Annotated in this window: 23 protein-coding genes; 10 read left to right on the top strand and 13 right to left on the bottom strand. The window is 69.6% G+C overall.

Going from position 1 to position 25,334, the window contains the following annotated elements:
• Positions 1–51: 51 nt before the first annotated feature.
• The 10 genes from AC07OH_RS20915 to AC07OH_RS20870 all read right to left on the bottom strand — a co-directional run bounded on the left by AC07OH_RS20915 (position 52) and on the right by AC07OH_RS20870 (position 11,930).
• On the bottom strand, positions 52–1,293 hold the full coding sequence (locus tag AC07OH_RS20915) for a porin (RefSeq protein WP_495301981.1): 1,242 nt from the start codon (positions 1,291–1,293) through the stop codon (positions 52–54).
• Positions 1,294–1,351: 58 nt separating this feature from the next.
• Entirely contained in the window at positions 1,352–2,362 is a 1,011-nt protein-coding gene (locus AC07OH_RS20910; RefSeq protein WP_495301980.1) for a YeiH family protein, read from the bottom strand.
• 7 nt (positions 2,363–2,369) lie between these two features.
• Complete coding sequence (locus tag AC07OH_RS20905) at positions 2,370–3,341, bottom strand: quinone oxidoreductase family protein (protein ID WP_495301979.1); 972 nt, start codon at positions 3,339–3,341, stop codon at positions 2,370–2,372.
• A 38-nt stretch (positions 3,342–3,379) separates the two neighbouring features.
• Positions 3,380–3,937 (bottom strand): RBBP9/YdeN family alpha/beta hydrolase, encoded by a 558-nt coding sequence (locus tag AC07OH_RS20900; protein WP_495265788.1) that lies wholly within the window; start codon positions 3,935–3,937, stop codon positions 3,380–3,382.
• A gap of 14 nt (positions 3,938–3,951) precedes the next feature.
• Positions 3,952–4,935, bottom strand: coding sequence for a tripartite tricarboxylate transporter substrate binding protein (locus AC07OH_RS20895; RefSeq protein WP_095746621.1), 984 nt, complete (start codon positions 4,933–4,935; stop codon positions 3,952–3,954).
• Between the two features lie 42 nt (positions 4,936–4,977).
• Positions 4,978–6,036 (bottom strand): beta-keto acid cleavage family enzyme, encoded by a 1,059-nt coding sequence (locus AC07OH_RS20890; protein ID WP_495301978.1) that lies wholly within the window; start codon positions 6,034–6,036, stop codon positions 4,978–4,980.
• A gap of 62 nt (positions 6,037–6,098) precedes the next feature.
• Complete coding sequence (locus tag AC07OH_RS20885) at positions 6,099–7,007, bottom strand: TauD/TfdA dioxygenase family protein (protein WP_495301977.1); 909 nt, start codon at positions 7,005–7,007, stop codon at positions 6,099–6,101.
• A gap of 159 nt (positions 7,008–7,166) precedes the next feature.
• Positions 7,167–9,863, bottom strand: a complete 2,697-nt coding sequence (locus AC07OH_RS20880; protein WP_495301976.1) for a winged helix-turn-helix domain-containing protein — start codon at positions 9,861–9,863, stop codon at positions 7,167–7,169.
• A gap of 40 nt (positions 9,864–9,903) precedes the next feature.
• The gene (locus tag AC07OH_RS20875; RefSeq protein WP_495301975.1) at positions 9,904–10,935 is read right to left on the bottom strand and encodes an AraC family transcriptional regulator; all 1,032 of its coding nucleotides are present in this window, start codon (positions 10,933–10,935) and stop codon (positions 9,904–9,906) included.
• A gap of 23 nt (positions 10,936–10,958) precedes the next feature.
• Positions 10,959–11,930, bottom strand: a complete 972-nt coding sequence (locus tag AC07OH_RS20870; protein WP_307694967.1) for a quinone oxidoreductase family protein — start codon at positions 11,928–11,930, stop codon at positions 10,959–10,961.
• A gap of 196 nt (positions 11,931–12,126) precedes the next feature.
• Here AC07OH_RS20870 and AC07OH_RS20865 point away from each other — a divergent pair, with 196 nt between their 5' ends.
• From AC07OH_RS20865 to AC07OH_RS20855, 3 genes are read left to right on the top strand one after another with little or no spacing between them, the layout of a single operon-like run.
• Positions 12,127–13,098, top strand: a complete 972-nt coding sequence (locus tag AC07OH_RS20865; RefSeq protein ID WP_390349408.1) for a Bug family tripartite tricarboxylate transporter substrate binding protein — start codon at positions 12,127–12,129, stop codon at positions 13,096–13,098.
• Positions 13,099–13,129: 31 nt separating this feature from the next.
• Positions 13,130–13,972 (top strand): TauD/TfdA dioxygenase family protein, encoded by an 843-nt coding sequence (locus AC07OH_RS20860; protein WP_495301974.1) that lies wholly within the window; start codon positions 13,130–13,132, stop codon positions 13,970–13,972.
• 35 nt (positions 13,973–14,007) lie between these two features.
• The gene (locus AC07OH_RS20855) at positions 14,008–15,066 is read left to right on the top strand and encodes a beta-keto acid cleavage family enzyme (RefSeq protein WP_495301973.1); all 1,059 of its coding nucleotides are present in this window, start codon (positions 14,008–14,010) and stop codon (positions 15,064–15,066) included.
• A gap of 91 nt (positions 15,067–15,157) precedes the next feature.
• Here AC07OH_RS20855 and AC07OH_RS20850 read toward each other — a convergent pair whose 3' ends face one another.
• Both AC07OH_RS20850 and AC07OH_RS20845 read right to left on the bottom strand, forming a co-directional pair.
• Positions 15,158–16,198 carry an AraC family transcriptional regulator gene (locus AC07OH_RS20850; RefSeq protein WP_495301972.1) on the bottom strand — a complete coding sequence of 347 codons (1,041 nt, stop codon included), beginning with the start codon at positions 16,196–16,198 and terminating at the stop codon, positions 15,158–15,160.
• A 25-nt stretch (positions 16,199–16,223) separates the two neighbouring features.
• Complete coding sequence (locus tag AC07OH_RS20845) at positions 16,224–17,204, bottom strand: Bug family tripartite tricarboxylate transporter substrate binding protein (RefSeq protein ID WP_495301971.1); 981 nt, start codon at positions 17,202–17,204, stop codon at positions 16,224–16,226.
• A 235-nt stretch (positions 17,205–17,439) separates the two neighbouring features.
• Between AC07OH_RS20845 and AC07OH_RS20840 the strand changes: the two genes are divergently transcribed.
• From AC07OH_RS20840 to AC07OH_RS20825, 4 genes are all read left to right on the top strand, one after another.
• The gene (locus AC07OH_RS20840) at positions 17,440–18,498 is read left to right on the top strand and encodes a beta-keto acid cleavage family enzyme (protein WP_062477244.1); all 1,059 of its coding nucleotides are present in this window, start codon (positions 17,440–17,442) and stop codon (positions 18,496–18,498) included.
• Positions 18,499–18,610: 112 nt separating this feature from the next.
• Positions 18,611–19,765, top strand: coding sequence for an aromatic ring-hydroxylating oxygenase subunit alpha (locus AC07OH_RS20835; RefSeq protein WP_495301970.1), 1,155 nt, complete (start codon positions 18,611–18,613; stop codon positions 19,763–19,765).
• A gap of 129 nt (positions 19,766–19,894) precedes the next feature.
• Complete coding sequence (locus AC07OH_RS20830; protein ID WP_062477248.1) at positions 19,895–20,500, top strand: TetR/AcrR family transcriptional regulator; 606 nt, start codon at positions 19,895–19,897, stop codon at positions 20,498–20,500.
• A gap of 55 nt (positions 20,501–20,555) precedes the next feature.
• Positions 20,556–21,533 (top strand): NAD(P)H-dependent flavin oxidoreductase, encoded by a 978-nt coding sequence (locus AC07OH_RS20825; RefSeq protein ID WP_495301969.1) that lies wholly within the window; start codon positions 20,556–20,558, stop codon positions 21,531–21,533.
• Here the strand turns inward: AC07OH_RS20825 and AC07OH_RS20820 are convergent, their stop codons facing one another.
• Complete coding sequence (locus tag AC07OH_RS20820) at positions 21,534–22,286, bottom strand: IclR family transcriptional regulator (protein WP_495301968.1); 753 nt, start codon at positions 22,284–22,286, stop codon at positions 21,534–21,536. It lies immediately after the preceding gene.
• A gap of 213 nt (positions 22,287–22,499) precedes the next feature.
• Here AC07OH_RS20820 and AC07OH_RS20815 point away from each other — a divergent pair, with 213 nt between their 5' ends.
• Genes AC07OH_RS20815 through AC07OH_RS20805 form a run of 3 tightly spaced genes read left to right on the top strand, consistent with a single transcriptional unit; the run spans position 22,500 to position 25,290 of the window.
• Entirely contained in the window at positions 22,500–23,255 is a 756-nt protein-coding gene (locus AC07OH_RS20815) for an enoyl-CoA hydratase/isomerase family protein (protein ID WP_495301967.1), read from the top strand.
• On the top strand, positions 23,252–24,874 hold the full coding sequence (locus tag AC07OH_RS20810) for an acyl-CoA mutase large subunit family protein (protein ID WP_495301966.1): 1,623 nt from the start codon (positions 23,252–23,254) through the stop codon (positions 24,872–24,874). Before AC07OH_RS20815 ends, AC07OH_RS20810 begins: the two co-directional genes overlap by 4 nt.
• The gene (locus AC07OH_RS20805; protein WP_369645949.1) at positions 24,871–25,290 is read left to right on the top strand and encodes a cobalamin B12-binding domain-containing protein; all 420 of its coding nucleotides are present in this window, start codon (positions 24,871–24,873) and stop codon (positions 25,288–25,290) included. Before AC07OH_RS20810 ends, AC07OH_RS20805 begins: the two co-directional genes overlap by 4 nt.
• Positions 25,291–25,334 lie beyond the last annotated feature (44 nt).

Below are 25,334 nucleotides of genomic sequence, written 5' to 3'. Positions count from 1 at the left end.
CGTGCCACACCGAAGCGACGGCGCGGGGGCGCCGCCGCTGTCGTCAGGCGCTCAGAACGCCATGCGAATACCAACGTCGTAGCCCAGCGCGCGGTGCGGCTGCATGCCGTTGGTGGTCGCGTAGGCCGGTTGCGGGAAGATCGCCGGCAGGCTCAGCACCAGCGGCGTCACGCCCATCACGGTCGGGTTGTTGCGGCCGTTGGCGATGTGGATGCGCGCCACCGAGGCATACAGCGCCGTGCGCTTGGAGAGGTTGTGCACGTAGCCCAGCGCCAGCTTGTTCACCGACGAATTGCCGTCGGGCAGGCCCAGCCCGTTGACGAAGCGCACGCGCGCGTACGAGGCGCGCACCACGCCCGCGCCCAGCGGCACGTTCACGCCGGCCATGAGGCCGTCGTAGCGGTCGCTCAGGTGCAGCGCGCCGTTGGCAAACGGCGTGGCGCTGTGGCGCACGTCACGCACGCGCGACCATTCGCCGAACACCTTCACCACGCCGAAGTCGTACGAGGCGCCCAGGTTCAGGCTCTTGATCTTCTCGCTCTGCGCGGCGGCGCTGGCCAGCGTGCTCTCGCCGTAGCCCAGCGCGACGTCGGCCGGGCCGCTGGCCCAGCCGATGCGCCCGCCTACGTAGCGCCCGCGCTGCGAAGGGCTGTCGGGCACGTTGCTGACCTTGGTGTTCTCGTGCAGCGCGTACTGCACCTGGCCGTAGAAGCCGCCCAGGTTCGGCGGCAGGAAGTAGCTGATGGCGTTGCTCGTGCGCAGGTAGCTGTCGGTGCCGGCCGAGAGCCCGCCGTTCAGCAGGCCGCCCGTGGCCAGCGCGCGCGAGGCCGCGATGTTGCTGTTGACCACCGCGATCAGGTTGGTGCCCACGCCGTTGACGCTGAAGGGGTCGAACACCGCGTCGTTCCAGAACGAGGCCGTGTAGTCGCGGCCCAGGCGCACTTCGCCGAAGGGGCCGCTGAGGCTGAGCGTGGAGCGGCGTCCGAAGTTCGTGATGCCGCTGCCCGTGTCGTTGCTCAGCGGCGCCTCCAGCCAGAAGCTCGCGGCCAGCCCGCCGCCCAGGTCCTCGGTGCCGCGAAAGCCGATGCGGCTGGACGCATTGCCCGAGGGCGACAGCACCGTCTGGCTCTGGCGCAGCTCGGCCGGGCGCAGCGGGTTGTACGAACTGCTGGTGGTGCGGTAGTGGCTCACGCCCGCGTCCATCACGCCGAACAGCGTGAGCGAGGACTGGGCGAGGGCGGTGCCGGCAGCGAGGGCCGCGGCCGCGGCGGCGATGAGGGTCTTCTTCTTCATGGTCTTGTCTCCTGGTTGTTGTGTGTGTTGTCGTCTCTGTCGTCGTGGGGGCTGCGTGTCAGGGCGCCCAGCGCAGCAGCGCGAGCACCAGCGCGGCGATGAAGACGGTCTCGCCGACCATCAGCACCACCGGCTTGAGGCCCACGTCGACCAGCTCGCGCAGCTGCGTCTTCATGCCGATGCCGGCCATGGCCGCCACCAGGCACCAGCGCGACAGGTCGCTGCCCGCGGTGGAGAGCGAGGGCGGCAGCCAGCCCGTGCTGTTGAGCGCCACCAGCGCGGCGAAGGCCACCGCGAACCACGGCAGCAGCGGCGGGCGCTGGCCGCCCACGGCCTTGCCGGTGGCGCGCGTGAACATCACGGCGAACAAAATGACCGGCAGCAGCGCCGCCACGCGCATCAGCTTGACCAGCGTGGCCGTGTCGCCCGTGGCCTGCGACATGCCGTAGCCAGCGCCCACCACCTGCGCCACGTCGTGGATGGTGGCGCCCAGGAACACGCCGGCCGTGTGCGCGTCCATGCCCAGGGCCCGCGCGATCAGGGGGTAGGCGATCATCGTGAGGGTCGACAGCGCCGACACGCCGACCACCGTGAACAGCGTGGCGCGTTCCTTCAGCGGATGCGGCGGCAGCGCCGCGGCCAGCGCCAGCGCGGCCGAGGCGCCGCAGATCGCGGTGGCGCCGCCACTGAGCAGGCCGAACAGCACGTTGAAACCCATCAGCCGCGCCACGACCATCGACACGCCGATGGTCAGCACCAGCGACACCGCCACCAGCAGCACCGGGTGCCAGCCCAGCGCCACCACCTGCGCGGCCGTGATGCGCAACCCGAGCAGCGCCACGCCCCAGCGCAGCACGTGGCGCGCGGTGAACTCGATGCCGGGCTTGCACGGGCCCTCGGCCGAAAGAAAGTTCATCGCCATGCCGAGGATGAGCGCGAACAGCATCACCGGCGCACCGTAGTGCTGCGACAAGAAGGTGGACGCGGCGGCGACCACCGCGCAGGCGAGCACGCCCGGAAAGAGCAGGCGGCCGCGCGCCGGCCATGCGGCGACAGACAAGGCGATCATGAAAACCTCAGGGCACGAGCACGGTGGCGCCGGTGGTCTTGCGACCTTCGAGGGCGCGGTGTGCCTCGGCGGCGTCGGCCAGGGCGAAGCTCTGCTGCGGCTCGCTCACGATGCGGCCGGCCAGCACGTGGTCGAAGAGTTCGTCGGCCATGCTGAGCATGTGCGGGCGTGGATGGATGTAGTGCACCATCGCGGGCCGCGTGAGCCAGATCGAGCCCTTGGCGGCCAGCACCTGCGAGTCGACGACCACGGCGCCCGACGACGTGCCGTTGCTCACCAGCGTGCCGCGCGGTTGCAGGCAGTCGAGCGAAGCCTCGAGCGTGTCCTTGCCCACCGAGTCGTAGACGACCGGCACGCCTTTCCCATCGGTGATCTCGCGTACGCGCTGGGCGATGTTCTCGCGCGAGGTCACGATGGTGTGCGTGCAACCGTTGGCCTTGGCAACGGCGGCCTTCTCGTCGGTGCTGACGGTGCCGATCATCGTGACGCCCATCGCGCGTGCCCACTGGCAGGCGATGAGTCCGACGCCGCCAGCGGCTGCGTGATAGAGGATCGTCTCGCCGCCCTTGAGCGGATAGACCTGGCGGAACAGGTACTGCGCCGTCATGCCCTTCATCATCAATGTGGCAGCGGTGCGATCAGAGATGCCATCGGGCAGCGGAATGAGCACATCGGCTGGCATCACACGCACCTGCGAGTACGCACCCTGCGGCCCGATGAGGTAGCCCACGCGATCGCCCACGCGGATGTCGGTGACACCGGGCCCCACGGCCTCGACCACGCCCACGGCATCGGAGCCGAGCCCGTTGGGCAGCGCCAGCGGATAGCGCCCGGTGCGGAAATAGATGTCGATGAAGTTGACGGCGATGAGGCTGTGGCGCACGCGCGCTTGCCCCGGGCCGGGTTCACCGACCTCGACGTGTTCGAGCTGGAGCACGTCGGCGCTGCCGGTCTCGTGGAAGCGGATGGCTTGGACCATGGGGAGTTCTTTCGGTAGGAAGGGCGGGCAGAAAGACTTCAGCCCGCCGAGAGTTCGTCGATGAAGGCCTGCGCGCCCGGCCATTCGCCGTAGCCCGAGGCGGGGTTGAGGTGGCCGACCTCGCCGAGGTCGACCAGGCGGCTGCCCCAGCCCTGCGCCATCTGCACCACGCGATCGAAGGGCGCCAGCGGGTCGTTGCGGCTCGCCGCCACGATGCTCGGGAACGGCAGCGGCCCGGTCGGCACCGGCAGCCAGCCGCCGGCGCGCAGGGCCTCGACGGTGGGGTAGCCCTCGGGCATCGGCCGCTCGAAGTCGGGCGGCGTGGCCAGCAGGGCGCCGCGCACCGGCCGGCGCGTGCGCTGCGCCCAGTGCGCCAGCATCACCACGCCGCCGCTGTGCGCCACGATGACCAGCGGCCCCTCGACCGCCTGCGCCTCGCGCTCGATGGCCGCCACGCGCGCGGCGCAGTCGAGGTCGTCGCGGCCCATGGGCGGCACCGCGCGCACGCGCGGCAGGCGTGCGGCGAGCAGGGTCTGCCAGTGGCTGGCGACGGCGTCGCGCAGGCCGGGAACGATGAGGACGGTGGGCGCAGTCATGTCGGCCTGCACCCTCACTGGTTGAGCTGGATGTTGTAGGTCTTGACGATCCGCGCGTTGCGCTCGTACTCGTCGTGCGTGATCTTCGCGAGCTGCTCGGGGCTCTCGCTGGTCATCGGCACGAAGTTCTGCGCGATGAGCCGCTCCCGCACCTTCGGCGAGGAGGCGGCCTTCGTGAGGACCGCATTGATCCGCTTGACGAGGTCGTCGGGCATCTTGGCCGACACGATGGCGCCGGCCCAGTTCGAGAAGTCGATCTCGTCGAAGCCCTGCTCGGCCATCGTGGGCACGTCCGGCAGCTGCGCCAGCCGGGTCTTGGCCCCGACCCCGAAGACCTTCACCTTGCCGGCCTTGATCAGCGGCAGCGACGTGACGATGCCGTCGAACAGGATGTCGACCTGGCTGCCCATCAGGTTCTGCAGTGCCGGCGGCGAGCCCGGGAACGGCACGTGCTGCAGGTCCAGCCCCGCCTTCCTGGCAAAGATGGCGCCGGCGTAGTGCGAGCTGGTGCCCGCGGAGTACGAGGCGTAGCTGCCCGGGCTGCCCTTGCCGGTCTTCAGGTAGGCGATGAGGCCTTTCAGGTCGTTGGCCGGCACCGACGGCGCGCTCACCAGCACCATCGCTGAGCGGGCCACCATGGTCACCGGCTTCACGTCCTTGACCGGGTCGAAGCTGGTCTTCATCACCAGGGGAATCTCGGTCAGGATGTTGCTGACCATGAACATGATGGTCTGCCCGTCGGGCGGCGCGCTGTTGAGCGCCTGCACCCCGATGGCGCCACCGGCGCCCGGCTTGTTGTCGACGATCACCGGCTGCCCGATCTCGGCCGAAATGGCGTCGGACAACACGCGGGCCACGACGTCCATGGTGCCGCCCGCGGGCGCCGGCACCACGATCCGCACGGGCTTGTTGGTCCAGGCATGGGCGAGCAGGGGCGCGGCGGCCAGGGCGGCTGCCCAGGGCTTCAGGCGGCGAAGGATGTTGTGGGTTTTTTTCATCGCGATGTCTCCAGGTGTTCTGGTGCCGGTGGTGTGGGGTGCTCAGGCTGCCTTGCGCAGGAAGCCCTGCTGCCGGCCCGGGGCATTGGGCGCAAAGCCGTTCGCCGCCAGCGACGCTTCGGTGGTGTCGTAGAAAACGCCGATCTTGGACATCTCGCGTGCCTGCTGGCCCGTGGCGATGGGGCGGCCGAATTCGCGCGAAATGCGAACGAGTTGCTCGACTTGCTTGGCGGTGCCGATCTTGGCCGAGCGGTCCTGGTTCCACAGGTTGTCTTCGGTGCCGGTGCGCACGTGCAGGCCCATGGCGATGCCCATCATGTTGATCGGCAGCACGTTGAGTACCGAGGCCTCCACCGTCACCACCGCGCCGTCGGGCACGGCGCGCATGAAGTTGGCCAGGCTGTAGATGTTGGGCACGTCCATGCCGCCGCCGATGGCCACCCAGTTCATGACCAGCGGGCCCTTGTAGATGCCGCGACGCATCAGCCGCTCCACCGACTCGAAGCTGTTGATGTTGTAGCACTGGAAGGCGCTCTGGATGCCCGCCTTGGTCAGTCGGCGGATGTGCTCCTCGGCCCAGCCGGGCTGCGAAGGCACGGTCATTTCCTTGTAGGCGTTGAAGGTGGCGGGGTCTTCCATCGACGTGCCCTGGATGTCGCGCAGGTCGAACTGCTCCATCACGTTCATCTGCGAGGTGTTGATGGTCACCGTCACCTGGTCGGGCTTGGGGTCGAGCTCGGCCAGCATGTGGCGCGTGTCGTCACTCAGCCACTTGGCGGCCGCACCGTCGGTCTCGGGTGCGAAGCTGATCGAGCCGCCCACCTGGATGATCATCTCCGGCACGCGCGCACGCACGCCGGCAATCAGCTCGTTGAACATGGACAGGCGCTTGCTGCCCCGGCCGTCGAGCTCGCGCACGTGCAGGTGCAGCACGGTGGCGCCGGCGTTGTAGCAGTCCACCGCCCGTTGGATCTGGTCCTCCATGGTCACGGCAATCTCGCCGGGAAAGTCCGAAGGCATCCATGAAGGGGCGTACGGCGCGGCGGTGATGATCAGCGGCTGCTGGTTTTCGGGGAACAGATGGCCGTCGAGAAAATTCATGGCAGGAACCTCGGTAGAAAAAGGGAAGAGAAGAAGGGAAGGCGCGGCGCGGCGGCGCCCGCTCAGAAGACCGCGTCGCCGACGATGCCGGCGCGTTCCATCTTTCGATGGCAGGGCGGGTAGTCCATGACCGCGTAGTGCTGGGTCGAACGGTTGTCCCACATGGCCACGTCGCCCGGCTGCCAGCGCCAGCGCACCTGGTACTCGGGGATCTGCACCTGGCTCACGAGGTAGGCCAGCAGCAGGGCGGCGCCGGGCTGGTAGTCCTGCCCGTAGCGCACGTTGGCCGGCGTGTGGAAGTTGGTGAAGTGGGTCGTGAAGCCGTTGAGGAACAAGATCTTCTCGCCCGTGTCGGGGTGCGTGCGCACCACCGGGTGCTCGGCGTCGGGAAACTGGGCCTTCAGCGCCAGGCGCTTCTCGATCGGCATCGCGGCGCCGAAGGTGGCCTCGATGCTGTGGCGCGCGCGCAGCCCGGCAATCTGCTGCTGGATGTGCGCGGGCAGCTTCTCGAAGGCCAGCGCCATGTTGGCCCACATGGTGTCGCCGCCCACCGGCGGGCACTCGACGCAACGCAGCACGCAGCCGAAGGGCGGCTTCTCGCGCCAGGTGGCGTCGGTGTGCCAGCTGTTCTCGTAGCGGTCGACCGGCGTCTCGGGGTTCTTGTAGATGCGCACCAGGCCCGGGTGCTCGGGGTCGCTGCCGACCACGGGGTGGTCTTCCAGCTCGCCGAAGTGGCGGGCGAAGGTGACGTGCTCGGCGCGCGTGAGTTCCTGCTGGCGGAAGAACAGCACCTTGTGCTGCACCAGCAGCGCGCGGATCTCGGCCGCCAGGCCGGCGTCGCGCGAGGCTTCGGCCAGCGACATGTGGCGCAGCTCGGCGCCGATGGCACAGGTCACGGGGTGGACCTGGAGGCCGCGCGTGTGCACGGCGGGGGCCCCGTTCGAGAGGCCTGGCTGGATCGTGGAACCCATGTGTCTTGTCTCCTGTGCCGGTCGTGGGGTGCCGCTGTGCGGCGGTGACCGTGCTGGAAGCAAGAATAGGTCGGAGCCCCTGCGCGCGCCCCCTCCTCGCAGGAGGGGGAGGCGGCCCTGGAGGGGAGGGAGAAACCCTCAGTGCCTGGCGGCGAGCCCTCAGTGCCCCGCGGCGAGCAGCCCCAGGATGCGCGCGCGCTGCACCACCTGCGTGCGCGTGCCCGCGTCGAGCTTGGCGAACAGGTTCTTCACGTGCCACTTGACGGTGGTTTCGCCCACCTGCATGGCGCGCCCGATTTCCTTGTTCGACAGGTTGCGCGCCAGCAGCACCAGCACCTCGCCCTCCTTGGGCGTGAGCACGGCGCCGGGCGATGCGGGTGTTGCAGGCGCAAGCGCAGGCGGCACGGCGGGCGCAAGGGGCGCGACCGCGATCTCGGCCTGCGCGCCCTCGGCCGCGAGCGTGCCGACCCAGGCGCCCAACTCGGGGTGCGCGTCGGAGAACACGCGCTGCAGCCCGTAGGCGCGCGCCAGGTCCATGGCCTCGCGCAGCAGCGCCTGCGCCGGCTGGCCGCAGCGCTCCAGCGCCAGCGCGCGCAGCCCCAGCAGTTCGATGTGCAGGCCGCCCTGCTTGCGCTGGCGCGCCTGTTCGTCGGCACGCGCCAGCTTCGCGAGGGCGTCGGGCCAGTCGCGCGCGGCGATGGCCGCGTGGGCGCGTGCCACGTCGCGCAGTGCTTCCACGCTGCGCCGCCACAGCGGGCCCTGCGGCAGCGTGGGGTCGGCCAGTTGCGCGTCGATGCGCTCGCACAGCTCGCGGCAGGTCTGGGCGCGGTGGCGCTGCGCATGCAGGCGCACCTGCTCGGCCAGGCTGGCGATGCGCAGCCGCGGCAGGCGACGCGCGGCACCGGCCGCGTCCAGCGCGTCCAGCAGTTCCAGCGCGCGGTGCTCGGCGCCTTCGGCCGCCGCGATGCGCGCCGCCGTGCGGTAGGCCTGCAGCAGCGATTCGGGCAGGCCGCTGTGCTCGAGCACGTCGAGGCGGTCGGCCAGCAGCGTGGCGGCGTCGCCGGGCAGGTCGCGCTCCCAGGCCACCGACGCGAGCAGCGCGGCCAGGTTGCAGCTGAAGCGGTGGCGCCGGCCCATCTCGGCCTCGGCGCCGGCCACGGCGGGGCGCAGCAGCTGTTCGGCCAGCAGCACCTGGCCCTCCCACGCATAGCTCAGGCCGATGACCAGCTCGCTCCAGCGCCGGATGTAGTCGACGCCGTGGCCCGGGTGCCCGCGCAGGGCCTGCTGCTGGCGCAGGCGCGCGAGCGCGGGCTCGCCCTCGAGCAGCGCGCGGTAGGCCATGCGGTTGGCATGCGACTGCAGCAGCAGCGGGTCGGTCAGCGGCACGGCCTCGGTCCAGGGCGCGTGCAGTGCGACGAAGCGGTCGGGGTCGTCCGCGAACACGGCGGCGCCGCCCAGGATCAGCGCGCATTCGCAGCGCAGCGCGTCGCTCACATCGGGCTGCGCCAGGATGCGCGCCACGAAGCGGCCGGCTTCTTCATGCCGCTCGCTCGATGCGAGCGTCCATGCCGCGGCCAACAGCAGGCGCGGGCGCCGGTCGAGTTCGTCGGCCGGCATCTGCGCCATCCATTCGAGCACCGTGGCCTGCCGGCCGCGCCGCATGAGTGATTCGTACAGGCTGCGCTCCGCGAGTTCGTAGGCGGTCTGGTGCTGGCCCGCGCTCAGCGCATGGTGGGCGGCCTCGTCGAGCAGCTCGTGCGCGGCCAGCCACTGCGCGGCGCGCGCATGCGCCGCCACCTGCTCGGCGGCGTCGAGCGCGGCAAAACGCTGGCGCAGCACGTCGCGCGCCAGCGCATGCATGCGCAGCCACTCGCCCCCTTCGGCGGCGGCGAACACCGGCGTGTCGTTGCTCAGCCGCGCCAGCCGCGCCGCGGCATCGTCGACGCCGGAGACGGCGCGGCACAGCTCGGGATGCAGCAGGTCGAGCACGGCGATGCGGGCCAGGAAGTCGCGATCCTGCGGGTCGAGGTTCACCAGCAGCAGCCGCACCAGCTCGCCCTGCAGCTCGCCGGCGGCGGCCGTCATGTCGCCCAGGACCGTGTGCGCGGCGTGCGCGTCGGCCCCGCGCGCGATGATGGTCGTGGCCAGCTGCAGGCCCAGCGGCCAGCCTTCGGTCAGCTCGTGCAGCCGGGCGGCGGTGTTGCGGTCGACACGCGCGCCGAAGCGCGCGTGCACCAGCTGCAGCGTCTCGTCGAGGCTGAACTTCAGCAGCGCCGGGCCGATCTCCACGCACTGCCCGTAGGCCACGAGGTCCTCGATGTCGAGGCGGCCGTCGGGGCGCGTGGCGATCAGCGTGCGCACGTTGGGCGGCGCGTTGCGCAGCAGGTAGGCCAGCGCCTCGCGCGAGGCGGGCGGCAGGCGGTCGGCCTCGTCGATGACCAGCACCACGTTCAAGGCCGCCTGCGCCAGCTCGGCCAGCAGCGCCGTGACGCTGCCGAGCGTGCCGGGCCGGTCGTCCTGGAACAGGCTGCGCCCGAACGCGGGGCGGCCCATGGCGACGCGCAGCGCCAGCGCCAGGCTCTGCACCAGCCGGCCCGGGTCGTCCTGGCTCTGCGCCGAGACCCAGCCGACCGGCACGCCCAGGCCCAGGTACTCCAGCCGCCACTGCGCCAGCAGCGAGGTCTTGCCGAAGCCCGAGGGCGCCTGCACCACGCACACGGCGTGGTCGCGCAGCGCGTCGGCGCTCGACAGGAGCCGCGCGCGCGAGACCAGGTGACGCGGGACACGGGGCGGCGTCACCTTGAGCAGCAGGTCGCGCGGGGCGCCGCTCGCATCGGGGGGCGGGAAAGTGGCCAAGGCTCGCTCTTGCTCGTGAGAAGAAGAGCGATTCTCCACGTCAATCGCGCGAGGCCGAAGCGCGGCGCGGTGCCCCCCGTCGCGCGCGGCTGGCCTTCGCGCTGCAGCCGTACTGCGCATGGAACCAGCGCGACAGCCCGCTGGGCGCGCAGAAGCCCAGCAGGCCTGCGACCTCGGCCAGCGGGCGGTCGCCCTCCAGCACATGGCGCACGGCGAGTTCCTTGCGCACGTCGTTGACGATGGCCGAGAAGCTCTGCCCGTCGTCCGCCAGCCGGCGCTGGATCGTGCGGCATTCCACGCCCACGTGCGCCGACACCTGCGCGATGCTGCAGCGCCCGCTGGGCAGGAGCAGCAGCACCGCGCGCCGCACGTCGCCCGGCAGCGCGTCGCCGGGCGCAGGCGCTGCCGCGTCGAGCAGTTGCCGGGCGTAGCGCGCCATGGCCGGGTCGGCCGAAGGGTTGGGCGCGTCCAGGTCGTCGCGCGCGCAGACGATGCCGTGAAAGTCCTGGTCGAAGGCGACGGCCGCGCCCAGCACGCGGTGGTGCGTGCGCAGGTCGCGCGGCGCGGGGTGCGCCAGGCACACGCGCCGGGGCTGCCAGTCGGCGCCGAGAAACTGTCGCAGCAGGCGCAGCATCACGCCCAGCGCGAGTTCGATGCGCTGGCGCGTGGCGCGGTGCGCCTTGCCGGGCTGCACTTCCTCGCGGATGACCACCACCTGGCCGAAGGCCTCGACCATCAGCGATAGCGAGCCGTTGAGCAGCGGCTGGTAGCGCATCAGCACGTCGAGCGAATCGCGCAGCGTCGGCTGCTCGCGCACCAGCAGGCCGACGGCCCCGAGGTTCGACAGCCGCCGCCCCTCGGCCATGCACAGCCCGAAGCTGTCGTTGCCCGAACGCTCGGCCGAGGCCTGCAGCAGCGCGGCGACGCGGTCGACCGGGATCATCAGGTCGGGCTCGTCCAGCACGCGGGGGTTCAGGCCGGCGTCCAGGAGCATGCGCGCCGGGTCCAGGCCGCTGGCGCGGGCGACCTCGCGGTAGTGGGTGAGGCTTGCCGCGCGGACCAGGGAGGACATCGCAAGTCCGCACGTGGCAGATCTCAGGGCACGAGCACGGTGGCGCCGGTGGTCTTGCGGCCTTCGAGCGCGCGGTGCGCCTCGGCCGCGTCGGCCAGTGCGAAGCTCTGCTGGGGCTCGCTCACGATGCGGCCGGCCAGCACGTGGTCGAAGAGTTCGTCGGCCATGCTGAGCATGTGCGGGCGCGGGTGGATGTAGTGCACCATCGCCGGCCGCGTGAGCCAGATCGAGCCCTTCGCCGCCAGCAGCTTGGTGTCGAGGACCACGGCGCCGGAAGACGTGCCATTGCTCACCAGCGTGCCGCGCGGCTGCAGGCAATCGAGCGAGGCTTCCAGCGTGTCTTTGCCGACCGAGTCGTACACGACGGGCACGCCCTTGCCCTCGGTGATCTCGCGCACGCGCTGGGCGATGTTCTCTCGCGAAGTCACGATGGTGTGGGTGCAGCCGTTGGCCTTGGCGACGGCGGCTTTCTCGTCGGTGCTCACGGTGCCGATCATCGTGACGCCCATCGCACGTGCCCACTGGCAGGCGATGAGACCGACGCCGCCGGCCGCTGCGTGGTACAGGATGGTCTCGCCACCCTGGAGCGGATAGACCTGCCGGAACAGGTACTGCGCCGTCATGCCCTTCATCATCAGCGTGGCGGCGGTGCGGTCCGAGATGCCATCGGGCAATGGGATCAGAACGTCAGCCGGCATCACACGCACCTGCGAATACGCACCCTGCGGCCCGATGAGGTAACCCACGCGATCACCCACGCGGATGTCGGTCACGCCCGGCCCCACGGCCTCGACCACGCCCACGGCATCGGAACCCAGGCCATTGGGCAGCGCGAGCGGATAGCGCCCGGTGCGGAAATAGATGTCGATGAAGTTGACGGCGATGAGGCTGTGGCGCACGCGCGCCTGGCCCGGGCCGGGCTCGCCGACCTCGACGTGTTCGAGCTTGAGCACGTCGGCGCTGCCGGTCTCGTGGAAGCGGATGGCCTGGTTCATGGTGCGTCTCCTGGGGTGTGTGGGGCTGTATGGAACGGATTCTTGCGGCGCGTGGCGGCGGCGGGAAGCGTGGTCTTGGCGATGTCCCAAATTGGCAAATCGATGCCCCAATAAAGCAAGAAATGCGGGCGGGGTGCGCCGGATACTGACGGCATCGGCCCACCGAGGCCTGCAAGACAACAACCGGAGACACCCCATGAAACTGCTGCAATTTGGACGCGCCGCCGCCGTGGCGCTGGTCGGATGCTCGATGGCCCTCGGGGCCTGGGCGCTGGGCGACAAGCCCGTCAAGCTCATCGTTCCCGCGCCGCCGGGCGGCACGATGGACATCGTGGCCCGCGTCGTCGGGCAGCAGATGGCGCTGGACATCGGCCGCCCCGTGATCGTCGAGAACCGCCCCGGCGCGGGCGGCTCCATCGGCCTGCAGGCCATGCTGCAGGCACCGGCCGACGGCAACACCATCGTGATGGCCGCGAGCAACGTGCTGGCCGAAACGCCGCAGGTCGTGAAGATGCCCTTCGATCCGCTGAAGGACGTGGTGCCCATCGGCTCGGTGGCGCGCTCGGGCGTGGTGCTCGTCACGGCCGCGAACTTCCCGGCCAAGGACTTCCAGGGCCTCGTCGCCGAGCTGAAGACGCGCAAGGGCAAGGCCAGCTTCGCCAGCTACAGCCCCGGCACCGTGTCGCAGTACGCGGGCCTCATCCTCAGCGACCGCGCCGGGCTCGACCTGCAGCACATCGGCTATCCCGGCTCGCCGCCCGCGCTGCAGGACCTGCTGGGCGGCCAGGTCGACCTGATGTTCGACGGCATGCTCACCTCGATGCCGCTCATCAAGGCCGGCAAGCTGCGCCCCTATGCCTTCACCGGCAAGACCCGCTCGCGCTTCCTGCCCGACTTGCCGACCACCACCGAGCTGGGCTACCCCGACCTGCAGTTCCGCGGCTGGGTCGGCTTCATCGGCTCGGCCAAGCTGCCGGCCGACGTGATGGCAAAGCTCCATGCGGCGATCGAGAAGGCCGGCCAGGCGCCCGCCGTACAGCAGAAGCTGCTCGACGTGGGCCTGGAGCCCGAACTCAGCGTCGACACGCCCGCGCTCATCGCCGAGACCCGCGCGCTGTCGGAGCGCAACGCGGCCATCGTCAAGAAGTACCGCATCCAGGCGAACTGAGCGGCACGCGCCATTCCATCGGAGACCTCTCATGAAGATCAGAACCCTCACGCCGTCCATCGGCGCCGAAATCTCGGACGTCCACCTGGGCGAGGCCTCGCGCGACCCCGAGTGCTTTGCGTCGATCCGCGCCGCGCTGCTCAAGCACAAGGTGCTTTTCTTCCGCGGCCAGGACATCGAGCGCGCCGAGCACGTCGCCTTTGCACGCTGCTTCGGCGAACTGGAAGACCACCCCGTGGTCGGCAGCGACCCCGAGCACCCGGGCCTCGTGCGCATCTACCGCAGCGACAACAAGCACAGCTACGAGAACACCTACCACTGCGACGGCCTGTGGCGCCAGAGCCCCGCGATGGGCGCGGTGCTGCGCTGCATCGAGTGCCCCAAGGTCGGCGGCGACACCATCTGGGTGAACATGGTGCAGGCGCACGACGAGCTGCCCGACGAGATCAAGCAGAAGATCGGCAAGCTGCGCGCCAAGGCCAGCATCGAGCATTCGTTCGGCGCCGTGATGCCGATGGAAGCGCGCCTCAAGCTGGGCCAGGAGCATCCGCCCGTGGAGCACCCCGTGGTGCGCACGCACCCCGAGACCGGCGAGAAGGTGCTCTACGTGGGCAGCTTCACCACGCACTTCGTGAACTACAGCACCCCTGAGAACGTGCGCCACGGCATCGACAAGACACCGGGTGCGGCGCTGCTGCTGAACTATCTGCTCAGTCGCGCCACCATCCCCGAGTACCAGGTGCGCTGGTCGTGGCAGCCGGGCGACGTGGTCGTCTGGGACAACCGCAGCACGCAGCACTACGCACTGAACGACTACTGGCCCGCGCCACGAAAGATGGAACGCGCCGGCATCGTCGGTGACGTGCCGTACTGAGCATCGCCCCCCTCGCAACCTGACAGACGCACGCCATGAACTTCCTCGACGGCCACCTCTTTCCCGAAAACCAGCAGCCGCTGATCATCACCGCCGCGCCCTATGCACCGGGCTGGCTTCCTTCCGACTTCCCGGGCGAGATCCCGGTCACGATGGAAGAGCAGATCCAGAAGGCGGTCGATTGCTACAACGCCGGCGCCACCGTGCTGCACCTGCATGTGCGCGAACTCGACGGCAAGGGCAGCAAGCGGCTGTCGAAGTTCAACGAGCTGATCGCCGGCGTGCGCGCGCGCGCGCCCGAAATGATCATCCAGGTGGGCGGCTCGATCAGCTTCGCGCCCGAGAGCGAAGGCGCGGCCGCCAAGTGGCTGAGCGACGACACGCGCCACATGCTGGCCGAACTCGAGCCCACGCCCGACCAGGTGACGGTGACGGTCAACACCTCGCAGATGAACGTCACCGAACACGCCGAGCTGGCCGACTTCAAGGGCACCTCGCGCGAGATCCCGGCCATCTTCGAGGCCTACAAGGAGATGACGGTGCCGGCGCAGCCGGGCTGGGTCGAGGAGCACATCCGCCGCCTCACGAAGGCGGGCATCCAGAGCGCCTTCCAGTGCTACAACATCAACAGCTTCGAGTCGGTCGAGCGCCTGATGCGGCGCGGCGTCTACAAGGGCCCGCTGGTGATGAACTGGGTGGCGATCAGCGGCGGCATGGATGCGCCGAACATCTACAACCTGGCCAACTTCGTGCGCGCCGTGCCCGACGGTGCCGTGCTCACCGTGGAAAGCTCGGTGCGCAACGTGCTGCCCGTGAACATGATGGGCATCGCCATGGGCCTGCACGTGCGCTGCGGCACGGAGGACGTGCTGTGGAACCAGACGCGCACCGCCAAGATCGGCACCGTGGCGCAGATCGAGCAGCTGGTGGCCATCTCGCGCCAGTTCGGCCGCCCCATCGCCACGGCGCAGCAGGCGCGCGAGATCTCGAAGATCGGCGTGTTCTACGAGACGGCCGAAGAGTCGCTGGCCGCCAACGGCTTCGCGCCGAACCGCAACGGAGGCAACCAGGGCTTCCTGCGCAAGGCGGCCTGAGAAGGACGATGGCGATGACGAGGCGTTTCACGCGCGCCGCCTGGCGCCTGCTGGAGGGCATCGCGCATGCCCTGCGCCACGAAGACCTGGTTCAGAACGCGCGCACCGCGCCCTGAGCCACCGCGCCGGCCGTCTGCTTGCTCCACTGCGAGGCGCTGCAGCCGAAGTGGTGGCGGAACCAGTGGCTGAAGCTGCTGGGCCCCGAAAACCCCAGCAGCTCGGCCACTTCGCTCAGCGGCAGGTCGCTGTCGCGCAGGTGGCGCTTCACGAGGTCGGAGCGCACGTCGTCGAGCAGGCGGCTGAAGGTGAGGCCTTCGGTCTCGAGCCGGCGGTGCAGCGTGCGGCGGTCCACGCGCAGGTGCCGCGCCACTTCCTGCGCGGTGCAGCCGCCGCCGGGCATGAGCGCCAGGATGAGTTCGCGGCAGGCTTCGCGCGTGCTCTCTCCGCGGTCTTTCAGCGCGGCTTCGAGGTACTCGCGCGCGAAACGCGCCACGCCCTGGTCGCCCGATTCGCGTGGCTTGCGCAGGTCGGCCGCCAGGCACACGAGGCCGTTGAAATCCTGGTTGAACTTGACGTTGCGCCCGAAGAAGGCGCGGTGCGCCGCCATGTCCGCCGGCGGGCGGTGCGTGAAGCACACCTGCTGCGGGCGCCACTGCGGATCGATGAGCTCGCCGAGGATGCGAAACATGATGCCCACGGCCAGCTCCATCGACTGGCGCATCGGCAGCCCGGGGCTGGGCAGCAGGTCTTCCTGGATGATGACCATGTCGCCCGTGTCCTCGAGGCGAAAGCTCAGCGAGGCGTTCACCAGCTTCAGGTAGCGGCCCAGCGTGTCGAGCGCGTCGCGCGGCGTGGGCTCTTCCTTGAGCACGACGCTGATGGGGCCCAGCGCCGAGAGCTTGCGCTGCGCCGCCAGCCGCAGCGCGAAATCTTCGGTGCGCGTGGCGCGCGCGGTGATCTCGAGCAGCTCGCGCACCGCGTCGCCGGGGATCAGCGTCTCGGGGTGCTCGAGCAGCTGCGCCTTCAGCCCCACGGTGCGCATGAAAGCATGGGGGTCGCGGCCGAGCGACTGCACCAGCTCCACGTAGCCGCTGAGGCTCGCGCTGCGCATCAGTCGACCGAGGTGCTTCATGGTGGCTGTGGGAAGGGCCCCGCGTTCACTCGGGGCTGATCTTGAGTTGCAGTTTCTCGATGATGGCCCGATTGTGGGCGGTCGTGGCGTCCAGCGTCTGGCGCAGCTGCTGCAGCGACATCTCGCGGGGCGGATCGTAATTCTGCGCGAGCAGCGCCTCGCGAAACTTCGGCGCCTGCACGGCCCGGGCCACCTCGGCGCGGATTTTCTCCTGCAGCGCCGGCGGCATGCTGCTGAGCACGAACACGCCCACGCTCGCGTCGGGCATCACGAAGTCGGGCAGGCCCAGCTCGCCGAAGGTGGGCACGTCGGGCAGGAAGCGCGAGCGCCTGGGCGACGCCACGGCCAGCGCCTTGATCTTTCCGCTGCGGATCAGCGAGGTGACGTTGCTCACCACCTCGAAGGTCAGCTGCACCTGGTTGCCCATGAGGTCGACCAGCGCCGGCGCCGAGCCCTTGTACGGCACCACGAGGATGTCGTTGCCGCTGCGCGCGCGCAGCATCTCGCCCAGCAGGTTGGAGCGCGTGCCCGTGCTCAGGTTGGCCACGCTGACCGAGCGCGGGTGCGCCTTGGCATGCGCCAGCAGGTCGTTCACCGTGTTCGGCGGGAAGCCGGCATTGGCCACCAGCACATGGAACATGCCCGTCACCTCGCCGACGTAGGTGAAGGTCTTGAGCGGGTCGAAGGGCGTCTTCACCGTGAGCGGAATGTCGGACAGCACGCTCGACGGCCCGACCATCAGCGTGTAGCCGTCGGCCGGCGCGGCCATCAGCGCGCGCTCGGCGATGACGGCGGAGCCGCCCGGCTTGTTGTCCACCAGCACGGTCTGGCCGAGGTTCGTGCGCAGCTGTTCGGCGAGCAGCCGCGCCGCCGCGTCGGAGATGCCGCCCGGCGGCGCGGGAACGATCAGCCGAATGGGCTTGTCGGGCCAGGCCTGGGCCGAGGCCGTGCCGCAGCACAGCGCGGCCAGGAAGAGGAGGGAGGCTCGCAGCAGATGCAGACACATGGTTCGTCCTCAGGTGGAAGAGACAAGGGCGTGCGGATTCTGTGGCGCCACCTCCTTTGAATGCTTGGCGCCACGCGTCGGCCACTTACCGGATCGCGACAGCGACACCTGTCTTTGCACGCGCCGTTTCAATGCCCCAAAAAGACAAAACCGCGCCCCCGATGAGCAAGAAGTTTTCGCAGGTGCGCCAGACACTTTTGGCGTCAGAACCACCTTCCCACCGGAGACACCCATCATGAACTTCCTCGACGGCCACCTGTATCCCGAGAACCAGCAGCCCCTGATCATCACGGCCGCGCCCTACGCGCCGGGCTGGATTCCCGCCGACTTTCCAGAAGACATTCCGGTCACGATGGAAGAACAGATCCAGAAGGCGGTCGACTGCTACGAGGCCGGCGCCACCGTGCTGCACCTGCATGTGCGCGAGGCCAACGGCAAGGGCAGCAAGCGGCTGTCGATGTTCAACGAACTGATCGCCGGCGTGCGTGCCCGCGTGCCCGAGATGGTCATCCAGGTGGGCGGCTCCATCAGCTTCGCGCCCGAGGACGACGGCGCCGCCGCCAAGTGGCTGAGCGACGACACGCGCCACATGCTGGCCGAACTCACGCCCCGGCCCGACCAGGTGACGGTGACCGTCAACACCACGCAGATGAACGTGACCGAGCACGCGGGGCTGGACGACTTCAAGGGCCTGTCGCGCGGCGACCCGCGGCTGTATTCGACGTACCGGGACATGATCGTGCCCTCGAACCCCAGCTGGGTGGAAGAGCACATCCGCCGCCTCACGGCCGCGGGCATCCAGAGCGAGTTCCAGTGCTACAACATCAACAGCTTCGAGACCATCGAACGCATGATCCGCCGCGGCGTCTACAAGGGCCCGCTGGTGATGAACTGGGTGGCCATCAGCGGCGGCATGGACCAGGCCAACATCTACAACCTGGCCAACTTCTTGCGCGCCGCACCCGACGGCGCGGTGGTCACCGTGGAGAGCTCGGTGCTCAACGTGCTGCCCGTGAACATGATCGGCATCGCCCTGGGCCTGCACGTGCGCTGCGGCATCGAGGACGTGCTGTGGAACCAGACCCGCACCGGCAAGATGAGCTCGGTCGAGCAGATCAAACAGCTCGTGCGCATCGCGACCGAGTTCGGCCGCCCCATCGCCACCGCGCAGCAGGCGCGCGAGATCATGAAGATCGGCGTGTTCTACGAGACCACCGAAGAGACGCTGCAGGCCAACGGCTTTGCGCCCAACCGCAATGGGGCGCAGCAGGGATTCCTGCGCAAGCCGGCCTGATACCGCTTCCACCGCTTCCCGGGGGGGCGGTTGACGTACCGACTGGTCAGTCGGTAGACTGGGCCGATCGCGCAGCTCACCGGGCTGCATCGCATCGCACAGAAAGCCCCCGATGAGCGAGAACTTCGCAGCCGAACTCCATCGCCGAGCGACCACGGCCCTGCAGGCCGGGCGTGCCGACGCGCAAGGGGAGGGCGACCGCGTGCCGGTCGGCCAGTACACCGACGAGGCCATCGCGCGCGACGAGCGGCGGCTGCTGCAGCGGCATCCGCAGCCGGTGGCCGCCAGCGCCTCGCTCGCGTCGCCCGGTGCGTGGCTGTCGCTCACGCACACCGGTGTGCCGCTGCTGCTGGTGCGCCAGGAGAGCGGGCAGGTGCAGGCCTTTCTCAACGTGTGCCGCCACCGCGGCGCGCGCGTGGTGCCCGAGGGCAGCGGCAGCGAGGCGCGCGCCTTCGTCTGCCCGTACCACGCATGGACCTACAAGCCCGACGGCGCCTTGCGCGGCGTGCCCGAGTCCTTCGGCTTTCCTTGCCTGAAGCAGGACGCGTCGGGCCTGCGCCGGCTGGCCACGGTCGAGCGCGCGGGCGTGGTCTGGGTCGTGTGCGATCCGTCGCAGGCGGACAGCGACCCCTGCGCGCACCTGGGCGTGCTCATGGACAACCTCGAGTCGCTGGCCGGGCTGCGCGCGCCCGTGGCCTATGCGCCGCGCACGTACGAGGTCGAGGCCAACTGGAAGCTGCTGGTCGACGGTTCCTTCGAGGCCTACCACTTCAAGGTGGCGCACCGCGAGACCATCGCCCACATGTTCCTGCACAACCTGCAGGTGATCGACGAGTTCGACCTGAACCGGCGCCTGTACCTGCTCAAGTCGAAGTTCCAGGAACACCGGCCCGACGCCGCCGGTTTCGATCCGCGTCGCTACGGCAACCTGACCTACTTCTTCTTTCCCAACACGACCATCCTCGTGCAGCCCGACCACGCGCAGCTCAGCATGCTGGAGCCGCTGGGCGCCACGCGCACGCGCGTGCACGAGCTCACGCTGATTCCCGAGGCGCCGGCCTCGGAGAAGGCGACCGCGCACTGGGACGCCAACGTGGCGCTGTACCGGCGCACGCTCGCGGAAGACTACGCACTGGCCGAGTCGATCCAGGCCGGGCTGGCCTCGGGCGCGAACGACGCGCTCAGCTTCGGCACCTTCGAGTACAGCGCGCCGCGCTTCCATGCGCAGCTGGCGCAGCAGGTGGCGGCGATGCCGGCCGCACGCTGACGCGCGAGGGTGTCGCGCGTGCAACAACCAGACCACAAGACACAAGAAAGAATGGCGCGCATCGCGTCTGATCGCCGGTCGCGTCTTCGCGGCATGCGCTCTTCTGCGTGACGCTTTCCAGAACCGCCGATGGCCACCCTTGCCCCTTCCCGTAAAGAAACGATCCTCGCGCGCGCCGAGCAGCACTTTGCCGACCATGGCTTCCAGGGCGCGTCGCTGTCGGCCATCGCACGGGATTGCGAAGTCGGCAACCCGGGGCTGCTGCACCACTTTGCGAGCAAGGAGGTGCTGTACCGCGCCGTGCTCGAGAAGCAAGCCGAGGACCTGACGGCGCGCATCTGCAAGCGCGTCGAGGCGGCCCCCGACCTGCCTGCGCGGCTGCAGGCGTTCGTCGCGCTGCAGGTCGAGTGGATGCACGCGCGGCCCACGGGCTTCAAGCTCGTCACGCGCGAACTGCTCGACAACGCCGAGCGCATCCAGCACGCACAGACCCGGCCGCTCGAAGGCTTTCTGCAAGCCAGCCTGGGCCTGGTGGCCGCAGCGCAGGCGGCCGGCCTCGTGCGCGACGACCTGTCGGCCGTGGTGGTGCTCACGCTCATCTTCGGCACGCTGAACTACGCCAAGATGGCGCGGCCCACCTTCGCCAAGACCTTCGCAGAGCCTGCGCTGAAGAGCGACACGGCCTGGATGAAGGCGATGGCGCGCGACGTGCTGCGCGTCATCTCGCCGCCCTGATTTTTTCTTTCTCTCTCTCTTTCCTTCCCAGCAACCCCGACCAAAGGACGTTCCCTTGAAAACCCGCATCACCGAACTCTTCGGCATCCGCCACCCGATCATCCAGGGCGGCATGCACTATGTCGGCTTCGCCGAGCTGGCCGCGGCCGTCTCCAACGCCGGTGGCCTGGGCATCATCACGGGCCTCACGCAGAAGACGCCCGAGCTGCTGGCGCGCGAGATCGCCCGCTGCCACGAGATGACCGACAAGCCCTTCGGCGTGAACCTCACCTTCCTGCCGACCTTTGCCTCGCCGCCGTACCCCGAGTACATCGCGGCCATCGTCGAGGGCGGCATCAAGGCCGTGGAAACCGCGGGCCGCAGCCCCGAGGCCTACATGCCGGCGCTGAAGGCCGCGGGCATCAAGGTGATCCACAAGTGCACCTCGGTGCGCCACGCGCTCAAGGCCGAGCGCATCGGCTGCGACGCCGTGAGCGTCGACGGCTTCGAGTGCGGCGGCCACCCCGGCGAAGACGACGTGCCCAACATGATCCTGCTGCCGCGCGCGGCCGAAGAACTGAAGATCCCGTTCGTCGCCTCGGGCGGCATGGCCGACGGCCGCAGCCTCGTGGCCGCGCTCGCGCTGGGCGCCGAGGGCATGAACATGGGCACGCGCTTCATCGCGACCAAAGAGGCGCCGGTGCACGCCAACGTGAAGCAGGCCATCGTCAACGCCTCCGAGCTCGACACGCGCCTGATCATGCGTTCGCTGCGCAACACCGAGCGCGTGATCAACAACGCGGGCGTGGAGCGCCTCATCGAGATCGAGCGCGCCAAGGGCGATGCGCTGAAGATCGACGACATCATGGACCAGGTCGCCGGCATCTACCCGAAGGTGATGACCGAGGGCCACATGGACGCCGGCGCCTGGAGCTGCGGCATGGTGGCCGGCCTGATCCACGACGTGCCCAGCTGCGCCGAGCTCATCGACCGCATCATGGCGCAGGCCGATGAGCTCATCGCCAAGCGCCTGGCGGGCATGCTGAGGGGCTGATCAGCCCCGCTCGACCTGCCGCGCCAGGAAGCTGCAGCTGGCCACCAGCAGCCGCGCCACCTCGGCCACGCTGGACGCGATGCGGTGCTGCGGACCGGCCACGGCCACCGCCACCGTGTCGTTGTGCAGCTGCAGGAAGGCCGCCACGGCCCACACGTCGCTCACGTTCTCGCCGCGCGTCACGAAGTAGCCGAGCTTGCGGCTGTCGAGCACGTCGGCCACCAGCGCCTCGTGCGCGGTCTTGGTGGTGGCGGTCACGGCGGGCAGCGTGCGCTCCTTGAGCCAGGCGCGCAGCTCGGGCTCCTTCAGGCTGCCCAGCAGGGCCTTGCCGATGGAGCTGGAATGCAGCGGCTTGAACTCGCCGGGCTTGGCCGAATAGCGGATGGGGTGCAGGCCCTCGACCACCTGCAGGTAGATCACCGAGTCGCCCTGGCGCTTGCCCAGGATCACCGTCTCGCGCGTGGCGTCGCGCAGCCGCTCGAGCACCGGCGTGGCGCGCTCGATGAACGGGTCCTTGGCGCTGATGTCGTGCATCACGTCGAACATGCGCCGCGTCGGGTAGAGCGCGCGCGGCCGGCTCAGCGTGTACAGGTAGCCGCGCGCGGTCAGCGTCGAGACGATGGCGTGGCAGGTGCTCTTGGGCACGCCCACGGCCTCGGCGAGTTCGGTGAGCGACAGCGGCCGCTGGCTCGCCTGGAAGGCTTCGAAGATGTCGATCACCCGCGCGATCGCGGTCACGGTGACGCCAGTCATGGGCGCTTCTCCTGAACGGTGGAACGGACCGGGCGACGAAATTCAGCCGCCTGAACAAACGGGATCGGCGAGCGCGATCCGCGCGGTCATTCTGTCATTCGTTCGTAATGCTGAACATAGGTTCTTGTTCCCGAATAAGTCGGTTCCTACGATGGGCCTACGACAGTTCGACGGAGACATACCAAGGTGCAGCAAGCCAGCCAGGACATCACAGTGGACGCACACGCCGACGGCGTGGTGTGGATCACCATCGACCGCGCCGCCAAGCACAACGCCCTCGCGGGCCGCGTGCTCACGGCGCTGGCCCAGGCGGTCGCCGCGCACGGGGCCCGGCCCGACACCCGGCTCGTCATTCTTCGCGGCGCCGGCGAGCGCTTCTTCGCCGCGGGCGGCGACCTGGTCGAGCTCTCGGACGTGCGCGACGAGGCCGCCACCCACGCGATGGTCGAGCGCTCGCGCGGCGCGCTCGACGCCGTGCGCCGCTGCCCGGTGCCGGTGCTGGCGTACCTCAACGGCGACGCCATCGGCGGTGGGGCCGAACTGGCACTGGCCTGCGACATGCGCCTGCAGGCCGCGCACGCGCGCATCGGTTTCATCCAGGCCAAGCTCGCGATCAGCACCGCCTGGGGCGGTGGCCCTGACCTGTGCCGGTTGGTGGGCGGTGCGCGCGCGCTGCGCATGATGGGTCGCTGCGAAATGGTCGACGCGGCGCAGGCCCTGCAGTGGGGCCTGGCCGATGCGTCGATTGCAGACGGCGCCGACGGCGAAGACCTGCGCGCGTTCCTTGCGCCGCTGCGCGCGCACCCGCCGCAGGTGCTGCGCGGCATGAAGGCGCAGCTCATCGCGTGGCGCGAGGGCGCCTCGTACGGCGCGCGCCGCGAGGTCGAGCATGCGCAGGTGCTGGCCACCTGGCTGCACGACGACCACTGGCAGGCCTCCGACCGCTTCCTTGCCAAGGCCGCCCGATGAAGCGCGACGACCTCATGCCCAGCGCCGCCAACGAGCCGCGCCTGTACCCCACGAGCCCGACCGGCATCGAGGTGCCCGCCAGCGTTGGTGCCGACGCCGTGCGGCCCGAGCGCATCGGCGAGCCGGGTGCCTCCCCTTTCACGCGCGGCATCTTCCCCGACGGCTACCAGGGCCGGCTGTGGACCATCCGCCAGTACTCCGGCTTCGGCACCGCCGAGGAATCGAACGAGCGCTACAAGTTCCTGCTGGCCAAGGGCCAGACGGGGCTTTCGGTGGCACTGGACCTGCCGACCCAGTGCGGGCTCGATCCCACGCACCCGATGGCGCGCCCCGAGATCGGCAAGGTCGGTGTGTCGCTGTCGAACCTCAGCGAGGCGGAGATCCTGTTCAAGGACCTCGACCTGTCGCGCATCTCGACCTCGTTCACCATCAACGGCACGGCCGCGATCATCTATGCGATGTACCTGGCCGTGGCCGACAAGCAGGGCGTGCGGCGCGACCAGCTCACCGGCACCATCCAGAACGACATCCTCAAGGAGTACGTGGCGCGCGGCACCTGGATCTTTCCGGTGCGCCCGTCGATGCGGCTCATTGCCGACACCATCCTGTACTCGAACGAGGTCTCGCCGCGCTTCAACCCGATCAGCATCGCCGGGGCGCACGTGCGCGACGCGGGCGCCACCGCCGCGGAGGAAATGGCCTACACGCTGGCCAACGGCCTGGCCTATGTGGACGAGCTGCGCGCGCGCGGCGGCGACGTCGAGAAGTTCGCCAAGCGGCTGTCGTTCTTCTTCTATGTGCACATGGACTTCTTCGACGAGATCGCGAAGTTCCGCGCCGGCCGCCGGCTGTGGGCACGCCTCATGAAGGAGCGCTACGGCGTGCAGGACCCGAAGGCCCAGCACTTCCGCTTCGGCGTGGTGTGCGGCGGCTCGTCGCTGGTGGCGCCGCAGCCCTACAACAACGTGGTGCGCGTCGCGGTGGAAACCATGGCCGCGGTGTTCGGCGGCGCGCAGTCGATCTTCACCTGCGCCTTCGACGAGGCCTTCCAGATCCCGACCGAGTTCTCGGCCGAGCTGGCGGTGCGCACGCAGCAGATCCTGGCCTACGAAAGCGGCATCGGCCGCACCGTCGATCCGCTGGGCGGCAGTTATTTCCTGGAGCAGCACACCGACCGCATCGAAGAGCAGATCGTGCGCGTGATGGACGAGATCGATGCCTACGGCGGCGTGGTGCGCGCCATCGAGGAAGGCTGGATCCAGATGCGGCTGGCCGAGCGCGGCCTGGAGCGCAAGCTCGACAACGACGCCGGGCGCACCGTGGTGGTGGGGCAGAACCACTTCAGGAAAGAGAACGAAGAGGTCAAGGTCGGCGAGGTCTTCACGCTCGACCCGACCGTGGCGCAGCGCGCGCTGGAGAAGTTCCAGCGCACGCTCGACACGCGCGACAACGCGGCCGTGGCGCGCTCGCTCGCGCGGCTGTCGGCCGCGTCGGCCAAGGACCGCGAGAACGTCATGCCCTACCTCGTGGAGTGCTGCCACGCCTACGCCACCGTCGGCGAGATGGTGGCCTGTCTCAAAGCCCAGTGGGGCGAATTCAAGGAGCCGGTGAACCTATGAGCACGCAGCAACCAGGCACCGCCGCGCTCGCGGCCCGGCGCATCCTGATCGGCAAGCCCGGCCTCGACGGCCACGACATCGGCGCCAAGATCATCGCCCTGACCCTGCGCAACGCCGGCGCCGAGGTGATCTACACCGGCCTGCGCCGCAGCCCGCTGCAGATTGCGCAGGTGGCGGTCGACGAAGGCGTCGACGCGGTCGGCCTGAGCATCCTGTCGGGCAGCCACAAGGAGCTGGTGTCGGACGTGATCGCGCAGCTGCGCGAACTGAAGGCGCACGACGTGAAGGTGTTCGTCGGCGGCACCATCCCGGCGGAAGACCATGCCCACCTGCGCGCACTCGGCGTGAGTGCGGTCTTCACGGCGGACATGCCGCTGGAGCAGGTGGTGGCTTCGCTGGCGGAGTGTCTGGCATGAGCGCCGCGCCGGGCCGCCCCAAGCAAGCCCGCACCGCAGTGCGA

This window comes from Variovorax sp. GW821-FHT10C12 (assembly GCF_059415405.1).
This window is presented reverse-complemented; position numbering and strand designations above follow the sequence as displayed.